Source organism: Granulicella arctica, assembly GCF_025685605.1.
GTDB lineage: Bacteria > Acidobacteriota > Terriglobia > Terriglobales > Acidobacteriaceae > Edaphobacter > Edaphobacter arcticus.
Genome location: NZ_JAGTUT010000003.1, coordinates 228320 through 243985 on the forward strand (window position 1 = coordinate 228320; position 15666 = coordinate 243985).

At 53.3% G+C, this 15666-nt stretch carries 16 protein-coding genes; 4 read left to right on the plus strand and 12 right to left on the minus strand.

The genetic code is table 11. From position 1 onward, the window contains the following. Positions 1–77: 77 nt before the first annotated feature. The 3 genes from OHL20_RS23340 to OHL20_RS23350 all read left to right on the plus strand — a co-directional run bounded on the left by OHL20_RS23340 (position 78) and on the right by OHL20_RS23350 (position 3430). The gene (locus OHL20_RS23340) at positions 78–707 is read left to right on the plus strand and encodes a tyrosine-type recombinase/integrase (RefSeq protein ID WP_263385712.1); all 630 of its coding nucleotides are present in this window, start codon (positions 78–80) and stop codon (positions 705–707) included. Then, the gene (locus OHL20_RS23345) at positions 704–1033 is read left to right on the plus strand and encodes a tyrosine-type recombinase/integrase (protein WP_263385713.1); all 330 of its coding nucleotides are present in this window, start codon (positions 704–706) and stop codon (positions 1031–1033) included. Before OHL20_RS23340 ends, OHL20_RS23345 begins: the two co-directional genes overlap by 4 nt. A gap of 1746 nt (positions 1034–2779) precedes the next feature. After that, on the plus strand, positions 2780–3430 hold the full coding sequence (locus OHL20_RS23350) for a hypothetical protein (RefSeq protein WP_263385714.1): 651 nt from the start codon (positions 2780–2782) through the stop codon (positions 3428–3430). A gap of 649 nt (positions 3431–4079) precedes the next feature. Here the strand turns inward: OHL20_RS23350 and OHL20_RS23355 are convergent. The 5 genes from OHL20_RS23355 to OHL20_RS23375 form a co-directional block, all read right to left on the minus strand. Next, the gene (locus OHL20_RS23355) at positions 4080–4544 is read right to left on the minus strand and encodes a hypothetical protein (protein WP_263385715.1); all 465 of its coding nucleotides are present in this window, start codon (positions 4542–4544) and stop codon (positions 4080–4082) included. Positions 4545–4568: 24 nt separating this feature from the next. Continuing rightward, positions 4569–4799: a hypothetical protein gene (locus OHL20_RS23360; protein ID WP_263385716.1), complete on the minus strand. Its 231-nt coding sequence runs from the start codon at positions 4797–4799 to the stop codon at positions 4569–4571. A 144-nt stretch (positions 4800–4943) separates the two neighbouring features. Next, complete coding sequence (locus OHL20_RS23365; RefSeq protein WP_263385717.1) at positions 4944–5537, minus strand: glycosyl-4,4'-diaponeurosporenoate acyltransferase CrtO family protein; 594 nt, start codon at positions 5535–5537, stop codon at positions 4944–4946. Positions 5538–6287: 750 nt separating this feature from the next. After that, positions 6288–7517, minus strand: a complete 1230-nt coding sequence (locus tag OHL20_RS23370; protein ID WP_263385718.1) for a hypothetical protein — start codon at positions 7515–7517, stop codon at positions 6288–6290. 393 nt (positions 7518–7910) lie between these two features. Continuing rightward, positions 7911–8327: a hypothetical protein gene (locus OHL20_RS23375; protein WP_263385719.1), complete on the minus strand. Its 417-nt coding sequence runs from the start codon at positions 8325–8327 to the stop codon at positions 7911–7913. A gap of 129 nt (positions 8328–8456) precedes the next feature. Here OHL20_RS23375 and OHL20_RS23380 point away from each other — a divergent pair, with 129 nt between their 5' ends. Further along, positions 8457–8840 carry a hypothetical protein gene (locus OHL20_RS23380; RefSeq protein ID WP_263385720.1) on the plus strand — a complete coding sequence of 128 codons (384 nt, stop codon included), beginning with the start codon at positions 8457–8459 and terminating at the stop codon, positions 8838–8840. Here OHL20_RS23380 and OHL20_RS23385 read toward each other — a convergent pair. The 7 genes from OHL20_RS23385 to OHL20_RS23415 all read right to left on the minus strand — a co-directional run. Next, on the minus strand, positions 8835–9278 hold the full coding sequence (locus OHL20_RS23385; protein WP_263385721.1) for a hypothetical protein: 444 nt from the start codon (positions 9276–9278) through the stop codon (positions 8835–8837). The two genes, OHL20_RS23380 and OHL20_RS23385, sit on opposite strands and share 6 nt — an antisense overlap. Positions 9279–11054: 1776 nt before the next feature. Further along, complete coding sequence (locus OHL20_RS23390; protein ID WP_263385722.1) at positions 11055–11621, minus strand: hypothetical protein; 567 nt, start codon at positions 11619–11621, stop codon at positions 11055–11057. A 392-nt stretch (positions 11622–12013) separates the two neighbouring features. Further along, on the minus strand, positions 12014–12337 hold the full coding sequence (locus OHL20_RS23395) for a hypothetical protein (RefSeq protein WP_263385723.1): 324 nt from the start codon (positions 12335–12337) through the stop codon (positions 12014–12016). Between the two features lie 270 nt (positions 12338–12607). Next, positions 12608–12991, minus strand: coding sequence for a hypothetical protein (locus tag OHL20_RS23400; RefSeq protein WP_263385724.1), 384 nt, complete (start codon positions 12989–12991; stop codon positions 12608–12610). 561 nt (positions 12992–13552) lie between these two features. Next, a complete protein-coding gene (locus tag OHL20_RS23405) occupies positions 13553–14815 on the minus strand; it encodes an MFS transporter (protein ID WP_263385725.1) in 1263 nt (420 codons plus the stop codon). Further along, positions 14812–15141 (minus strand): hypothetical protein, encoded by a 330-nt coding sequence (locus OHL20_RS23410; RefSeq protein ID WP_263385726.1) that lies wholly within the window; start codon positions 15139–15141, stop codon positions 14812–14814. Before OHL20_RS23410 ends, OHL20_RS23405 begins: the two co-directional genes overlap by 4 nt. Before the next feature lie 37 nt (positions 15142–15178). Next, positions 15179–15666 (minus strand): alpha/beta hydrolase (locus tag OHL20_RS23415; protein WP_263385727.1); only part of this gene is annotated, 488 nt, incomplete at its 5' end.

Here is a 15666-nt window from a genome sequence, read left to right on the forward strand (position 1 = left end):
TGTTTTCGGCAAGTTCAAACTTTTAGCTGATCTCCGAGGAGCCTGATCATGAATGCGCGGCAACGGAGGCCGCCTCCATGACTCAGAAGCGCAAGCTGAAACATCGGTCGACCCGGACGATCTTACGCCTACCTGACCTTGACCATTCGAAGAGCGCTGTTCTGCAGAGTCTGAGTTCTGCCGCATCCAAGCGAACCTATGGAGCTGCAATCGAAGAATTCATTACATGGTACTGCCCAGAGCCTCGTCTTGCTTTTGGACGGACCGTGGTTCTCAGGTACCGCTATGAGTTGGAAGGTCGTCATCTCGCACCCGCCACGATCAACCTGAGACTCGCGGCTGTGCGTCGGCTCGCCTATGAGGCGTCCGACAACGGCCTGCTCAACCCAGATCTGGCAGCCAACATAAGCCGCGTCAAGGGAGCAAAACGGCTTGGCATGCGGCTTGGCAACTGGCTGACCGCCGATCAAGGAAAGAAGCTGCTGGCTGTGCCAGCAAGTAATTCCACCAGGGACAAGCGGGATTATGCCATTCTGTCGCTGCTTCTGGGCTGTCGTCTTCGAAGGGCAGAGCTGACCGGCCTCACCCTGGGCCACCTGCAGCAGCGTGATGAGCACTGGGCAATCGTTAACCTCTATGGCAAGGGAGGACACATCCGCACGGTGCCGGTTTCAACTGGGTCAAGATCGCTCCGGATCGGTGGGTGACCGTCGCTTCCATCACGGAAGGCGCGATCTTCAGGCGCGTGAGCCGCACCGGAACCGTTTGGGGTCCAAGAATCAGTGAGAAGCTTGTCTGGTGGATCGTGAGACGACGAGCTGAGACTGCAGGAATCGAGAGATTGGCTCCTCACGACCTCCGTCGTACCTGTGCCCGCCTGTGCCATGCTGCCGGAGGCGAGTTGGAGCAGATCCAGTTCCTGCTCGGCCATCGGTCAGCCGAAACGACGGAACGTTATCTCGGCTCACGCCAGCGCCTCGCCTCGGCCGTCAACGACAAGATCGGCCTGGAACCAGATTCTGGAGGGCCATAGGCGAGATTGCCGAAAACACCGACTTTTCGGGAAGTAGTCAGCAACCGTCGCTGAGATGCGTGTAGACAGCTACTGTTTTAGAACCCACGCTCAAAGCGACAATCCTTCTGTAAGTCGCGGTGTAGCCTCCTGCAAGGCAAATTGAACCCTCGTTATTGGTTTTCCATGAAATGGAATTGAGTTCCAAGTAGGTGCCTGAAAGGACCAGTTTTTCAGTGTGTCCATCTTTCGTCTGCAGGACAGCAAATACCGCAGTTGAGCTTGCTGCCAAAGCCCCTTTACCCCTGTAGTCGTCAACCCTGTAAGACAATCCATTATCTTGAGAAGGATACAAGCGGACCACGTCTGGTTTCTGACAACCCGCAAAACACAGAACCGCCAACACGGCTGTGGGAGCCAGTCGCTTCAGGCTCTCTCCAGCTCTGCGTCCGAAGATTTCGATTGGTTCTGATCTCGCTCTACTTTGCATCCGTACAGAATACGAATTCCTTACTCCTGCAAAACGGCGTTTTGAGCAACTACGATCTCGAAATTGCCGAAAACACCGACTTTGGGGGACGTGAGATATCCTCGCAGGATGAAAGCCGCCCTCGTCCATACGCTTATGCTCTTCGTCGCCGCTGCGATGGCGGGATATAATTGATTTATGGCTCACAATCCAGAGCGGGCCATTCGATTTTTCGGCTTCGGCCTAGACCCAGCTTTCGGCAGGCGGTTCGCATCTGCATGGAGCAAGGCTGCTGGTTGGTTTTTCACGGTCTTCGGATGCATTGGAGTGGCGTTCTACTTGGTGCTGATCCTGCTGGACCTGTTCCGTCCCCACCCATAATCCGACGTTGTTCTCGGAAAACGGCGTTATCGCCAACTTCGTCCCTTCGGACGCCCCAAAACGTCGAGATTGCCGAAACGCCGACTTTTACGGGAATATCATGACGATGAGGTCAGTTTGCTCTGAGTGCGATGTGCGTACTTCAGGGTTCATCGAGGTTAGGGGATGAAGCGAAGAGCGGCTGACTCAGGGGATCCTATCGTCGAGGACGTGACCGCCAGGCAGCGTAATACGACGTGGCCTCATGTACTTCGGGGAGGGCGGTCCGTTGACGCATACCTCTGGAAGGGAGCGAAGGACGCTCCGATGATCCAAAGGGTCGGAGCCGTCATTTTGGCTTTGGCCTACCTAGTGGTAGCACTTTTCTTCATCGGCTGGACTAGCAATGGAGGCGGGTGGCTTTCTTGGCTGTTTAGCCTGTGTTTGATCGCTGTGGGAGCAAAGATCGTTCATAGTGCGGCCCAGCGATGAGCGCCATCTTCATGTGAAACGGCGTTATGAGCAACTACGATCCCGAGATTGCCGAAAACACCGACTTTCCGGGAGCGTCATTAGACAGGCGCTTACCGAGCCAAGTACTGGAGCGGGGTTCAGGAACCCGGCACTAACTTCACTTGCAGTTCGCCGGCACGTGAATCGTGCAGAACCTCTATCTGGAGCAGATTCATCCCGAGGGATGCTGCCTGGAGGCAAACTCGCTTGCTCGGCCAAGGCAGTGAAAATCGGCCTTGCTGGTCAGCAAGAGTCTCGGCGATAGGAATGAAGGTCGAGGCCCCTCTGAACTCCCCCTTTGGGCACGTGAACAGGGAAATCTTAGCTTTGGGAATTGCTGCGCCTGTGGGATCGATGACCGTTGCGGAGAGACGATTTGCTCGAACGTGTTGCAGTATGACTAGCTCATTGCCTTGCGCACGCAGATGAGCAAGATTCAAGGCTGCAGCAACGGCAACTACACAACTGATGCGAACCTTTGTAATGAAGACCACAGCGTCCCTCTCGATGTCAGTCTACGTGCCCTGAAAACGACGTTATCGCCAACTTTGATCGTCTCGGACGCTAAAACCTCGTCATTGCCGAAAACATCGACTTTCAAGGAGTTTCGTCACTATGGGGCTAGTATTTTTGCAATGAGAACACGAAGTCTATCGATATTTGGCGTCGGCTGCAGCCTCCTCCTTTTGCTCGTGACACTAGATCTCTCCGCAACAGCTCAAGTGGTCGGTTACAACTCTAAGCACAGCGCAAATCAGAAATCCATCAGTGTCAGCCTCATACAACTGATCTACAATCCTGAGCGATACAACGGCAGACCAATCAGACTCATCGGTTTCCTGCGGCTCGAATTTGAGGGGAACGCTTTGTACCTGCACCGAGAAAAATACGAACACAGTCTCCCTAACGGGATTTGGATTGACGTTCCAAGAGATCTCTCGAAGAACGATAATCAGGCCCTCAACAATCATCACGTCATCTGCGAAGGCGTCTTTCGTGCGAGTGAACTGGAACAGTTTCGTGGTGAGCTGACCGCGATCAATCGTATTGAAGTCTGGTCTTTCGATCGTAGATAGACCGGGTCTGTAAAACGGCGTTACCAGCAACAACAAAACCGAAGTTGCCGAAAACACCGACTTCGCGGGAGGGCCGCCTTGGATCATCTTTTGCCATAGATGGTGGAGGCGATTCGTATCCAAATTACGGTCTGGCCTACGAACCATAGGGTTGCTGTGGATACAGCTAGAACCTTGATCTTTTCCGGAACTTGGGACCATTGATCGCAGTCTGCAAAGCTGCTACTTGGCGAGTGCAAAAGAACAGCCGCGACAAAGTAGCTCAGAAGGAGAATGGCTGCCACCACAAAGCAGCGTGGCTTCCTACGTTCGGGTTTCAGAAGTAAGCCAACTAGACCCCATAGAAGGGGAGCTGTAATGAGCCCGCTCCGAATGCCAATCATTGAAATAGGCGAGGAGACTAGGGCTAACGGTGCGTAAAGACCGTGCCCAAAGCCAGCGGTCAACCCGGCGAGGATGGCCAAAGCTAGACCGAAGGTGAACCCTAGCACCGTAGTAAACCATTTCAATGGAGCTGCTCCTCCAAGCCCAGTTCGGTGCCGTTTACAGTTTCGTAGTGTACATCCCTGAGAACGGCGTTTTGAGCAACTTCGAGCCGTCTTTGCCGAAAACACCGACTTTGCGGGATGTTCTTGCTGGTTGAACGGGATCAAGATTCACTGCGTCTCGCGGCTCGTTTGGAAACGAAGATCAGAACAAACATCAAGGGCCAAAGAATGAAGAGACTGTAGGTATGCAGCCTGCTGAAGTTGAATACGGCGTGACTAACCTCGTGGTAGGTCTTAGTTCCTTGGTAGGGACCCCAAAGGTAATATCGGCTGCCCTCGATTTTGCCGTTCACGGCATCGCCCCCAAGGTAGGAAGTCGCGATTAGGTACGACACAAAATCCAGTAGGCTGACAGCGGTTACGACCGCAGTCAGCTTTGAGAGCAAACCAGCCGTCACCTTGGAGATTCTACGTGTCGAGTCTTCGCGGATTGCTTGGTCAAGGTCTCTGGATCCGTTAGATTCCGGCATAGCAGCATGATAAGCGGCCATATAGCCAACGTTCGCTCCCTGCTGGCGGAAAACGGCGTTTTCAGCAATTACGAACCAGGCTGCTATTTCTGTCACAATTGTGACTCTCAAGGTGGCAGCTCAATCCCTGATAAATCCCTCTTCCCAATAATCCTGTCCAAGGACACGGGGATGAATTTGAAAGCCTTCTGGAAAGTCGACGAATCCAGGCTTGTTGATCAATCTTTGGATTGCTGCCTGCGCAGCCCCATTGGTTTCATAAATGCCGATTAGCAGCGAGTCGTCATCGTTATCTGTCCCGTTTGGCGCGAACCATAACAAGTGGACCGTCGTTCCAGTGATGCTGTTCACGTTCATCATCGGATTCTAACTATAGCAAGTGGCCGCGGCGTAGATGAACCCGGCGCTCTGAAAACGGCGTTACCGGCAACTTCGAAGGTGAGCGCGACGGCGGAGCCGAGATGTTCAACGATTTGAGGCACCGGGTTTAGTGCGTCAGATAATCTTCAGGAGACTTGCTGAAGCAGCCCTTGACCCTCCAGATCGTACCAGGCAGTGGTACACCCTGATCCGGATGTATTGCTGCAGCCACATTGGATAGAGGTTGTAGATCAGGTTGCTGATACAGAGGAGTAGGCTCCAGCCCAGGAGCCCACGCAACACTGCGTATCCTGTAGCGAGCAAAAAAAAGATAACCATGGCCAGATGAAAGCGTTCGCGTCCGATGGTGACTCGGATCATCTTTTCGAGCGTTTCTCGGTGACGAAACCAGGCTGTGTCAATCGGACGATGTCTAAGGCTGGCAAGGGATCTCCTATCCTGCGTGACTCGAACGAGCAGATGAACCCGCAGAAAACGATACGGTCCGCTTCGTGAGCTTAGTTGAACATAGGCGAGCAACTTAGCAGGAATCGCATATGCAAGAAAGCTGGCTGCTACGAATCCATAGATCAACGGCCTGGCCATGAATTGATTGCAAAAGACGAAAACCGGCGCGATGCCAAGAAGTGACCAGAAGACGTTGAGAAGCGCATTGCGAAGGCTTGATGAGGGCCGATCGAAGACCGCAATGCGGTAGGATCTCAGCATCAAATGATGCTAACCGACCGGCTGCCTCTAATTATTGAAAACGGCATTATCGCCAAACTCGATGCGCTCGGCAGACCGGATCGCCTTACGTTGCCGCAAACACCGACTTTCAAGGAGATTCCTTAACGTCTCGGTACGAGGAACTTTTCAGCAGAAGCTTCGTCAAGTTCCAGCAGGGCCTCTGCCGTTAGAGCAAAGCCTTTGCTAATAGCCATTGCTGCTAGCGCAACTCTCGTAAAGTCGAAATCCGAGTCCCGTGAGGACGCGGCGCAAACCAAGCTGCCTAGCTTTTGTAGGGCTTCGAAGTATGAGGAGGAAAGCTCCTCCGGAACAGTAAGGTTATGCCGCAATCTGCAAATCTCAACCCATACCGGGAACTGAAAGTATGTGAACGACGCTGAGAGGGGTGATATTGCGAGCGCACTGACAACATGCGGAACCGCTGCGAAGGAGGCCGTATAAACATCGCCTTGGTGCGCTAGCGCGCTCCAGAGCGTGAACCAGGGCTCCGCGTTACCTTCCGCCAATGGAAAGGTATCAAGCTGTAGAAGCAGGGCAGGGATGTCAGCTGCACACCCATAGGCGTGTTGAAGGCTTGCCCAGTCTGGGCTGTCGAGGCTAATCACAGGTCACCATGGCGAACTCTATCATTCTCGCCTGAAAGCAGCAGGCTCCCCTTTGTTCCATGAAAGCGGCGTTTTGAGCAACAATCCCTGGCAGCCGAAGTTGTCGTGGGTAAATGGAGGGCGGCTAAGGAGCCGTGAGTTCGACGTCTCCTTTGTAGTAGGTAGCTTTACCATTTACGACGTAGGGTGCGAATCGGCACGACTCAAGTTTCGACATAGCTGCCATCCAATCAGTTCCTTTTCCTGAACCTACGGGACCCATGCCTGTCACTTTTCCTGCCTCATTCACAGAAATCCTGATGGTCACTACGATGCCCTTACCCGTCCGTGGGGGGAGCGCGCCAACGTCACATGAAACCATCTGCTTCTTCATATCGACGACCGAAAGAATTGGCAAGGGATCGGCTAACTGAGAAGTAAAGTGAAGCACTAGTGGCATTTCCATCTGCTCAGCGACTCCATTCACCATGAGCGGCTTGAATTTATACCGAAGCGCCTGCTCCATACCGAAGCTTTCCAAGCCCGGTTGATCCGAATTGTGCTTAGCCGTTTCCCTTACCTGTCCCGTGCGATCAGTTCGGGCGTACACAATCATGTAACCATCAGTCTTCCCCTCGCGGACGGTCGGCCATTGAATATTAGGAGCTTGTTCAACGAGGCTTTCCTCTTTGGGAGTGGACACCATCGAAGTAGAGATCCTTTGGTCTGCCGGAGTGGACGCCGTTATCGTCAACATGGCGTCATCTGGCTTTTTCAGTTCTTCAAGCTTCGTCAGTCGCCCGATGACCGGCTGATAATCCAGAACATCCGTTTGGTAAGTTCGAGCTATCTGCTTCTTTCCGAATCCCTTCCAATCCTTGAACTCCATCGAATCGTTGAAGGTCAGAATGTACGAGAGACGCGGCTCCGACCCACTGAAGCAGATCTGCCCCCATGTCATCTGATCCGTAATTCCACTTGGACGATCATCGCGGCGAAGGCAGCTTTGAGTGAGCTGGGCACCCACCATGACTGCACCGCCGCGAAAATTATTGGCCATAGGGAGTGGATTGAGGAGCGCCAGAGCGAAATTCTCCAGCCAACGCGGGTAATAATCCCCTTCGTCCTTCTCCTGCACCTGATCCCCGTTAACCACCTTTATCTGGGTAAATTTAGGCGATGCTATGGCAAGACGGTACTTTGTAGGGCTCAGCCACCAAGCCTCAATCTGGCCAGAGTATGGTCCCTGAGCTCCAATTTCCATCAAAGCATGGAACGGCTTTCCGTCTTCGGTCAGCGAGGAAGATTTGAGGGCACGATCGATCGCAACAGAACCATCGATCCGCTCCCCTTGCATCTGAGGTAACCCTTGCATGTGTGCTGATGCTGTACCGGCAACCATGCAGAAAGCGGCTGATAGAACCAAACCAGAAAACCAACATTTGGACATTCCCGAATGCTATCGCAGGTCAGTGGGTTCATCTCGTGTATTCACCGCATCTGCCGTCTTTTAGGGTGAACACTCAGCTTGATAATCTGAAACAGACGCTTTAGGTGGAACAGCCGAATGAAGATAAATGACAGGCCCACACCGCGTGGCATATGTCCGGATGCGTCGTCTCGTCTGTCAGAGACAGATTCCTTGACGGCGGGGAGAAAGGTTGAAGTTTCCGAAAACCCAACTTTCGAGGAACCACCATCTTCGCTGTCGTTGATTTATCGCAACTTTGCCCCGCGTCGACCGGATCTCCGCTCTGCTCACAACCTCTCAGAATGTGGACCCATAATCGAACGCAGCGAGAAAAGCAGACGCTGTAGCTTGAACATCAATCCAGCGGGGATCGCTGAACACTATGTAAGGATCCATCTGTCCTACATATTTTGATGCGAACTGGTCCATTCCTATTTGAAGATCAAGCCAGGCCGCTGCCTGTTCTGTGGTGAGCGTGGACCTGAATCTTTGAAGGTATAGCTCGAAGTTCAGATTATCCAAGAGCTCACAGTAAACTTCATCAGGCGAGGAGATCTCATAACTTTTCCCGAACCACGCTTGTTCCTGATACGGTCGATCCGCTATGTGTCTAACTGCGACAAGAATCTCCGATAACCAAGTCTCGCTCTCTTTCATCTGGTCCACGTCCCAAGATGCCCTATCAGTACCGTCTTTAGACCAGTCTAGAGTCACTTGTGCGTCTCTTCATGGAAAACGGTGTTTGCGGCAACTTCATTCGATTTAGACTGCCGAGAACACCGACTTTCGAGGAATTATAATCTATAAGTTGTTAGTGGCCCGCACCAGGGGCGGAGGATTTGCGTGATCGAATACACGCTCGCCGATTGGACAGGGAAAAGCCGCTGGTTAGAGACTGAGGCTACCGTGTACTCGTCTGAGCAGATTGCCGATGGCAAGTTTGATGATGGGCCACCCTCGACCCGACTCGTCTTCTACTATCGTGATCACGCTGAGTCCCTGCAAAGTGGTGACATAGTTGTAGATAGTCTGACACCCCTCTACCGTCTTCGGGCGAAAGAGACGTTTCAGATTCGGTTCAACCCTCGCAAGCCTTCTCAGTTTTATTGCTCCGAAGCAGCTAGCCCGTTCAGCCAATTTCGGCTTGCATTCTGGGTTGGGTTTGCCACTGTGACAGTGATCCTGATCCTTCGCTTCCTGCAATCTCACCATCTCCGCTGGTCATGACTGAGAAACGACGTTTTGAGCAACTACGAACCTGACGTTTCTGAAAACAACGACTTTGCGCGAGGTCTCCGTCTCATCCGGCCATAGGCTCTTGATTGTTGCGGCTATCCGTCGAGAGATGTTGTTCGCTTTGGCTTCGGCGCGTAGCTGACGGCGTTGCGTGGCAAGACCGGGAATGTAGTTGCATAGGCGTTTTGTTTCTAAACCGAGCCAAGGAGCGAGTCGCTCTTCGTTCGCCGCCCATTCAAGCCACTCGGCCACTTCGACCTTCATCAGGTCCCTTAAGAAGTTGTCGTCGCGGGCAGCAACCGAGGCATCCTCTAGGAATGCACAGATCGGAAGGATAACCCCCAAATTCCCCTCTTCCAACGCAGCTGTCAAAGCAGGTATGAGAATTGAGCCGAAGACGATGTAATGAATGGCTTCGTCGTCTCGCATATATGCGAACTCTGCACGATAGGTAGCCTCAAGCTTGGGAAACCGGCTGAACAGCTCGGGCACCACAGTCGCATAGTTCATGTCCTGAGAATACCGGCGACGGTCATTCGTGGAAAACGGTGTTTTCTGAAACTAAGTTTAGAGATGTCGAACCGTAATTCTCAGGATGATCGTCTCGCTTCTACGCGGCTCCAGAGGTAAGAGATGACAATCGAGAAGGTCGACGTCACAAGAATATCGGCAAGAAGGCCGCGCCATAGCAAACGGGAATCGCTAGCAAACCCCGAGGTGACATGTATGCGAACGGACGCCCGATAGGAGTACTACAGTCGATACATTGAGCGGGGCTAAGATTAAGGCACAAGAACAGTCCACATGAGATAAGCAGTGCACAACGGCTGAGCGGACACGCTGTCGTGTTTTCATATCGCGTAATACGACCAACAGTGCTCCCCTGTTCCCGCAAAACGGCGTTATCGGAAATCAGCGTCGTGACTACAGGAGGATGGCTGCAACGAATAACAGGATGCCAGCCGCAGCCTGCGAAACCAGGACTAACCAATACCCAAAGGGCTGGCGTATGCGATCCAACTCACCGAATTTTCCGAATGCTCGCCCTGTTATCGTTCCATATGCCACGAAGTAGAGTAGCAACATCCCGAAGCATGTGCAGATAATGCGCGGCCACATACCTGCTGTTTCCATGCAAGCCATCCTCTCAGGGCGATCAGGCAGGACGCAAGTATCGGCCGGTCGTAGAAGGTAGGAAGCATCCTGAACAATTTGTTGCCTTGATCCCGGAAGACGGGGTTTACGGAAAGCAGGTCTAGTCCGGCTAATCCTTTGGACGCGGCGGGAAGAGAGGGCGAATGTCACTCCTGTCTTGGCGCCTATCCATTTCGTCCTTTGGCTGCCGCAGCCACGCCTTGAGTGCGGCTTTCAGCTTCGCTAAGACCTTCTCCATGCGCCATCCTCTCACGGCCTAAGGCCGAGGCACACCAGGCTGTTCTCGGAAAACGGAGTTCTAGGAAACAACAAGACCGTAGTTGCCGATAACCCAACTTCCGAGAGACCGAGAGTTTGAAGCCAGGCTCCATCTATGGTCGCGTCTGCGGACAGTTCAATCTGAAGGCTATCCGTTACTACATTGGACCGTTCAGGATTTGTTGAGTTTTCACTTTTCACTGAGCCATTTCTGCCGTATCGTGTCTTCAAATCATTGCAGGAGGAATCTGTGACTTCACCCGTCGAACCCATGGAACTTCGAACAGCCTATGGCAGGATCTACGACTGGTTCCGGCGCAATGTTTCAAGCCTTGAAGAGCAGGAAGAGAGCGACTACAAGACATCTTCACTCAACTTGGTCCAGCATTTGCCACCGCCCGATCAGGCGACCGATCTAGAGATGCGTGCGGTTTTGGCGGAGGTTGTTGGAGGTCTTTTCGAGTGCGGCTATAGTGGCTCTGACGGACATCATAAGATGTTCGAGTATGCGCATGCTGCTACATCACATTATCCCAGCAAATACAGCCTGCGACCCGAAGATATTGAGGATCTCCGTTCCTCTCACCTATGGCCATACTTGTCCCCAGCCCGGAATGAACGACAGAACGCTGAAGACCCCGTTCTCCTATCGAGAAGAGGACAGTGAGCTGTACCTGGTGAACTACGCTTGAGCCTCAACCTCGCCGGTTGTCCGGCAGAGAACGGTGTTTTGAAACAACAAAATCGAAGTTGCCGAAAACACCGACTTTGCGGAATCCATCGCTCGACAGGCTAAGTGCAATGATCCCAATCGGTGTCGGTGTAAAACAAAACCGTATACCAACGGCTTTCGAGGCGACGTACTCGCACCACCTCGCAGGGTAATCCGTTGAGTTTGCCGGGCGAGCGCTGCTTGGAAACTTCCCTGAGACGATCACTTGGATCATTCACAAGGTATACGGTAGTGTCGCCCGCACCGGGAAAACCCCAACCATCCCACTCAACGTGTTTCAGGCTTCCGTTTACGGGCGTGGGTTCGTTCAGCACCTGCGTCTTGTAGCTTTGTGACCGGACAAGCCAACGGGTAGATGTCCGGAGATAGTCAGATGCTCTGAACAAGGAGAACGCAAGAACGACGAAGATGATGACCATTGTCGCGACTGCTAAGCTTTGGCGTCGGAGTCGAGTCAATGCGACGGCCAGCAAGACCACAGCAATCACAATGGCCAGCGGAATAGAGCCGAAGAAGGCACCGGCATCGTTACCCCATATCAGGGTGGGCGACAACAAGAGCACTGCCCCTATTGCTCCGCTTACCGGAAGCCACCAATTGAAAGAGACCTGCTTGGCTTCGTTCATGCCTAAATCCTAGATCATCGGCTTTTCCTGGGAAACGGTGTTTGCGGCAAGAACGATGAGAAGAGAAGCACCGAGCTCTCAGAGATTTAGATGCTGCTTAGTAGACCGATTTGGATGATGCACCGCTCAATGGCTTGCGCCGCTGCCTAAAGCATCGCGATCGATGTGGCATGACGACTAAGGTCTGAGAGTTCAAGTCGTCGGGCTTCCGCGCGAAACCCGTCACAGTCCGCAGTCCACGTGGTTATGAGTTTATGAAGTTGTTCCTGAGTGGCCATGCCGTATTGTACCGACTATACGTAAGGAGCATTATCAGGCATAACTAACCTGTAATGAGCAAGATACAATAGTCTGAACTGGTGGTCTGCGGTTGAAATCTTACGCCGGGAGCACTAAAGCTCAACGAGACGCGTCACGGACAGGATTTGCTCTTCGGGGTCGATCATAACGCTGCACGATTGATGGGCTTCCACTCGGATCATGCCATTAAAATAAAGGTCCACCTGGACAAGGCAGGCTTCGGCAAAGTTGTCAGGCCAGATGGTGCAGCGCCAAAAACTACCCTTGTTGACCAAAAACATCTCAAGCTTCGCCTTGTCTCGGTGCTTCTGCACCAGTAAGTCGTTACTTCGAAATCCGCAGGCCAGCCGACCCCGGACATAGGGATCTTTTTCAATCTCATTCACGATCTCTTGTAATCGCTTCTTTATAGACATCAGGCTCCAACACTGTTTCCCGAATGAGCTCCCATGAATCTGGGATCTGCTCCTAACTCTACTTCCAGCGGACAATGTCCAGGCAGATGCCTCTTCCAATCGCGATGCATGAAGCGATTCTCGTTTGTTGAGGACACCAAGGCCAACTGCCGGGTAGAGTTGCAAAAGACCGAAATCAGCATCGATAAAGTGCTTTGCAGCAAACTTGGAAAAGACACCTCCAACAGTCCACTTGCAGATGACGGCAGAGGGAGTCTCCTTCTGTCTCCATCACTTGAGGTCAAACAAGGTACTGGAGGATGCCCTACGGGTTTTCAGCCGAAGCGAACGCTGTGCCTTCTTCTGCTCGCCCTCGACGCGGTGTTGTTCCAACATCGTGGCCACCTGGCCGGAAGGGGATTCGAGGATGGGCACGACCCGCTGCGTGCAGAAGTTGATCACATCGGTATAGGTGAGATTCCACTTCTGAGCGGCCCGCTTCATCCGCAGATACGCTGGAAGAGGCATCTTGACGGTGACGCACTGTAGAGGCCGCTTCGGTTGCGGATCGACCATATCCTCGAGCACGGCCTGTAGAAACACCTCGCTCATCGGATCTGGCGGTGCCGTGAGTTGAAACTCATCTTCATGCACAAGCTGATGCAATTTCTCCATTTGTTCGCCACCTTGACTGGTTCAAGATTAACATCCGAAGCTCGCAAACTCAATGGTTTAGCGTTTTCTTGGTCAACGTTACAGACTGGTGTAAACGGTTGGGACTCGGAATTGCGTATGTACATACGCAATTCCGAGCTCCTTGCCACACTGCAGGCATGCAATCATCCGCAAGGAGAATACAGGCCGAAATCATGGATGGAAGGCGGTCGGCAGCGTGGTGGCCACGTCGAGAGCCGGTAGCAAGCCGAGCAGCTATTCCTTACAGCGCCTGGCGAGAAGGAGTAGCCCCAGGGACCATGGCGTGGTGCGGTATGGCTGTATGTACATCGATACATACAGCCAATTCCACAGCCGGACAGACGACCACGGATATGTGATGACGGTCTAAATTATCGAACCTTTAAGTTCCGCATCGTCACCGGGATTTGAGATGGATTCGCGGGCTTTCCTCACTCACTACAATGTCATGGATTCGTAATGGATGACATTACGAACTAAAAAAGACTTCAACTGCAACATTAGGAAGTATCTTTATCTGTCGAAGGGTTCTAGCTTTATCTACGTCCGATAGTAACCGTTCTGTACAGTCGAACTAATTTTCCGTTTGAACCACAGATTCCCAATCAGCGGAGCTGCCACCAAGGCAGCAAGTATTGCAGAAAGCGCAGCCGCACCAAGCGACCACCTTGGTCCAAAATGATTGGCCATCCAACCAACGATAGGTGCTCCAATCGCCGTACCTCCGAGTGCCACGCCAACCCGAAGCGCCATGACTCTACCGCGCATGGAGGCCTCCGTCGAGAGCTGCATCATGCTGTTCGTACCAACTGTGAAGATGAGAGCAGATATCCCGATCACGGCCAGAGCTGCAGCAAACCACCAATATCCAGGGGAGAAGGCGGCCAGCGTGTAACCCGTCGCCATCACTCCGGCTCCGACTAGCAGAGAACGAAATGTGGGCCGGGTGCGCCCGCCAGCTGATAGAAACGCTCCGCTCATGGTGCCGATGGCCATCACAGACGAAAGCCAGCCAAAGGCACGAGCGTCAGCATGAAAGACGCTGACTGCCATTGTGGAGATGAAGATCGGAAAATTCAAACAGAAGGTGCCAATCAAGAAGAGCATGATGACCATTGTTCTCAGATCACTCCGCGCCCAAACGTAACGAAGTCCCTCCACGAAGCCACCGGCAGTGCGCGAAGCTCGCGCGCTGACCCGGAGTTCTCGAACACGCAGCAGATACATCGAGAGCAGGACAGCGCCGAAGGACAGTCCATTGGAAAGAAAAGCCCAGCCCGAGCCGAACTTTGCTATCACCAAACCTGCAATCGCGGGGCCGATCATCTGGCCGGCAAAGAACGAGCTCGAGTTGAGCGCCACTGCATTCGGAAGTAAATCATCACCTACCAACTCTCCAACGAAGGTTTGCCGCACAGGTGCGTCCAAAGCCGCGGCTGCTCCAAAAGCAAAGGCAAACACGTAAACGTGCCAAAGCCGCACGTGACCAGAAATGGTAAGTATTCCGAGGGCGAGTGCAAGCACCCCCATGGATGCCTGCGTCAGCATCAGCAACTTCCGCTGATTGAAGCGGTCTGCGGCCAGCCCGGTCCACGGCAGGAGGAGCAGTTGCGGGGCGAATTGCAGGCCAGTGACAATGCCGAGAGCAGTCGCATCGTGATGCGTCAGCTGCGTGAGCACGATCCAATCCTGTGCAACGCGCTGCATCCAGGTGCCGACGTTCGATACCAAACCGCCTACCGTCCACAAACGAAAATTGAAGTTTCGGAGCGAACGGAAGGCTCCGATAAAAGGATTTCTCATCGCCGCTCCGGGGCGTTGCCTCCGTGAAATTCGCCGAAATGCTTCGCTAACTGAAGGCTGATGAGGAGCGCACCAATCGCAAGCGGCGCAATGCATGAGAGGGATCGCAGATCAAAGCGTCCGACACGCAACAGAAGAAGATAGGCGAGAATGAAGTTCGTAAAACCCCAGAGGACATTCACGATTGAAGAGGAGAGCCCCTTGCCGGGCGGCTTAGCAAAAGGCGACTGAAAGGCTCTTCCCATGATGCCGCTCACGAAATGAGGTACGGCATTCGCTAGAAAGAGACCTCCAAAAAAGTACGACACGGAATGCAACCAGTTCATTATTAAGTTCTCCTCTCGTGTTTCTTGCGAAATGTCATCATTTGCACTCGACGCGGCCTAGAGCGCTGAGCTGCGCCAGGGCAGCACATGCATCCGGCCACGCGGCGTCCCCTGAGTAGAGTGCACTCCGCAGGTAAGCCCAGGTGAGGCGCTGGACCGTAGCTACTCGTTCGGGGCTCTCGTCAGTCGTCTCTGCAGCGTCGTAGCCCGATACACCGCCCAGACCGTGCCCACCACCGGCGATGGTGAGCAAGCACTTGGGGCCAGTGCTTAGGATGTACGGGTCAGCATGCCAGTCCGCATCGCGAACGCTGAGGTTCGGATTGACATCCTTGTCGCCCATAACGACCAGAGTTGGTGTGGTCATCTCAGCGAAGCTGGGCTGCCGGAAGACTGGAAAGCGTTCAAACGCTTGTGCGCTAAGGTCAGCACCGCCGTTGCCCGGCGCGGCAAGCAGCACCCCGGCTTTGATCCGTGGCTCGGCCAGCCTCACTTTCACTCCGTTTTCATCGACCAGCTGCGCGC

What these genes read in the sequence shown, in the direction of transcription:
- OHL20_RS23385 (WP_263385721.1), bottom strand. Translation starts at nt 9,278, where the DNA reads ATGCGAGACGACGAAGCCATTCATTACATCGTCTTCGGCTCAATTCTC.
- OHL20_RS23400 (WP_263385724.1), bottom strand. Translation starts at nt 12,991, where the DNA reads ATGGAGAAATTGCATCAGCTTGTGCATGAAGATGAGTTTCAACTCACG.
- OHL20_RS23410 (WP_263385726.1), bottom strand. Translation starts at nt 15,141, where the DNA reads ATGAACTGGTTGCATTCCGTGTCGTACTTTTTTGGAGGTCTCTTTCTA.
- OHL20_RS23395 (WP_263385723.1), bottom strand. Translation starts at nt 12,337, where the DNA reads ATGTCTATAAAGAAGCGATTACAAGAGATCGTGAATGAGATTGAAAAA.
- OHL20_RS23370 (WP_263385718.1), bottom strand. Translation starts at nt 7,517, where the DNA reads ATGCAAGGGTTACCTCAGATGCAAGGGGAGCGGATCGATGGTTCTGTT.
- OHL20_RS23340 (WP_263385712.1), top strand. Translation starts at nt 78, where the DNA reads ATGACTCAGAAGCGCAAGCTGAAACATCGGTCGACCCGGACGATCTTA.
- OHL20_RS23405 (WP_263385725.1), bottom strand. Translation starts at nt 14,815, where the DNA reads ATGAGAAATCCTTTTATCGGAGCCTTCCGTTCGCTCCGAAACTTCAAT.
- OHL20_RS23390 (WP_263385722.1), bottom strand. Translation starts at nt 11,621, where the DNA reads ATGAACGAAGCCAAGCAGGTCTCTTTCAATTGGTGGCTTCCGGTAAGC.
- OHL20_RS23365 (WP_263385717.1), bottom strand. Translation starts at nt 5,537, where the DNA reads ATGCTGAGATCCTACCGCATTGCGGTCTTCGATCGGCCCTCATCAAGC.
- OHL20_RS23350 (WP_263385714.1), top strand. Translation starts at nt 2,780, where the DNA reads ATGAGCAAGATTCAAGGCTGCAGCAACGGCAACTACACAACTGATGCG.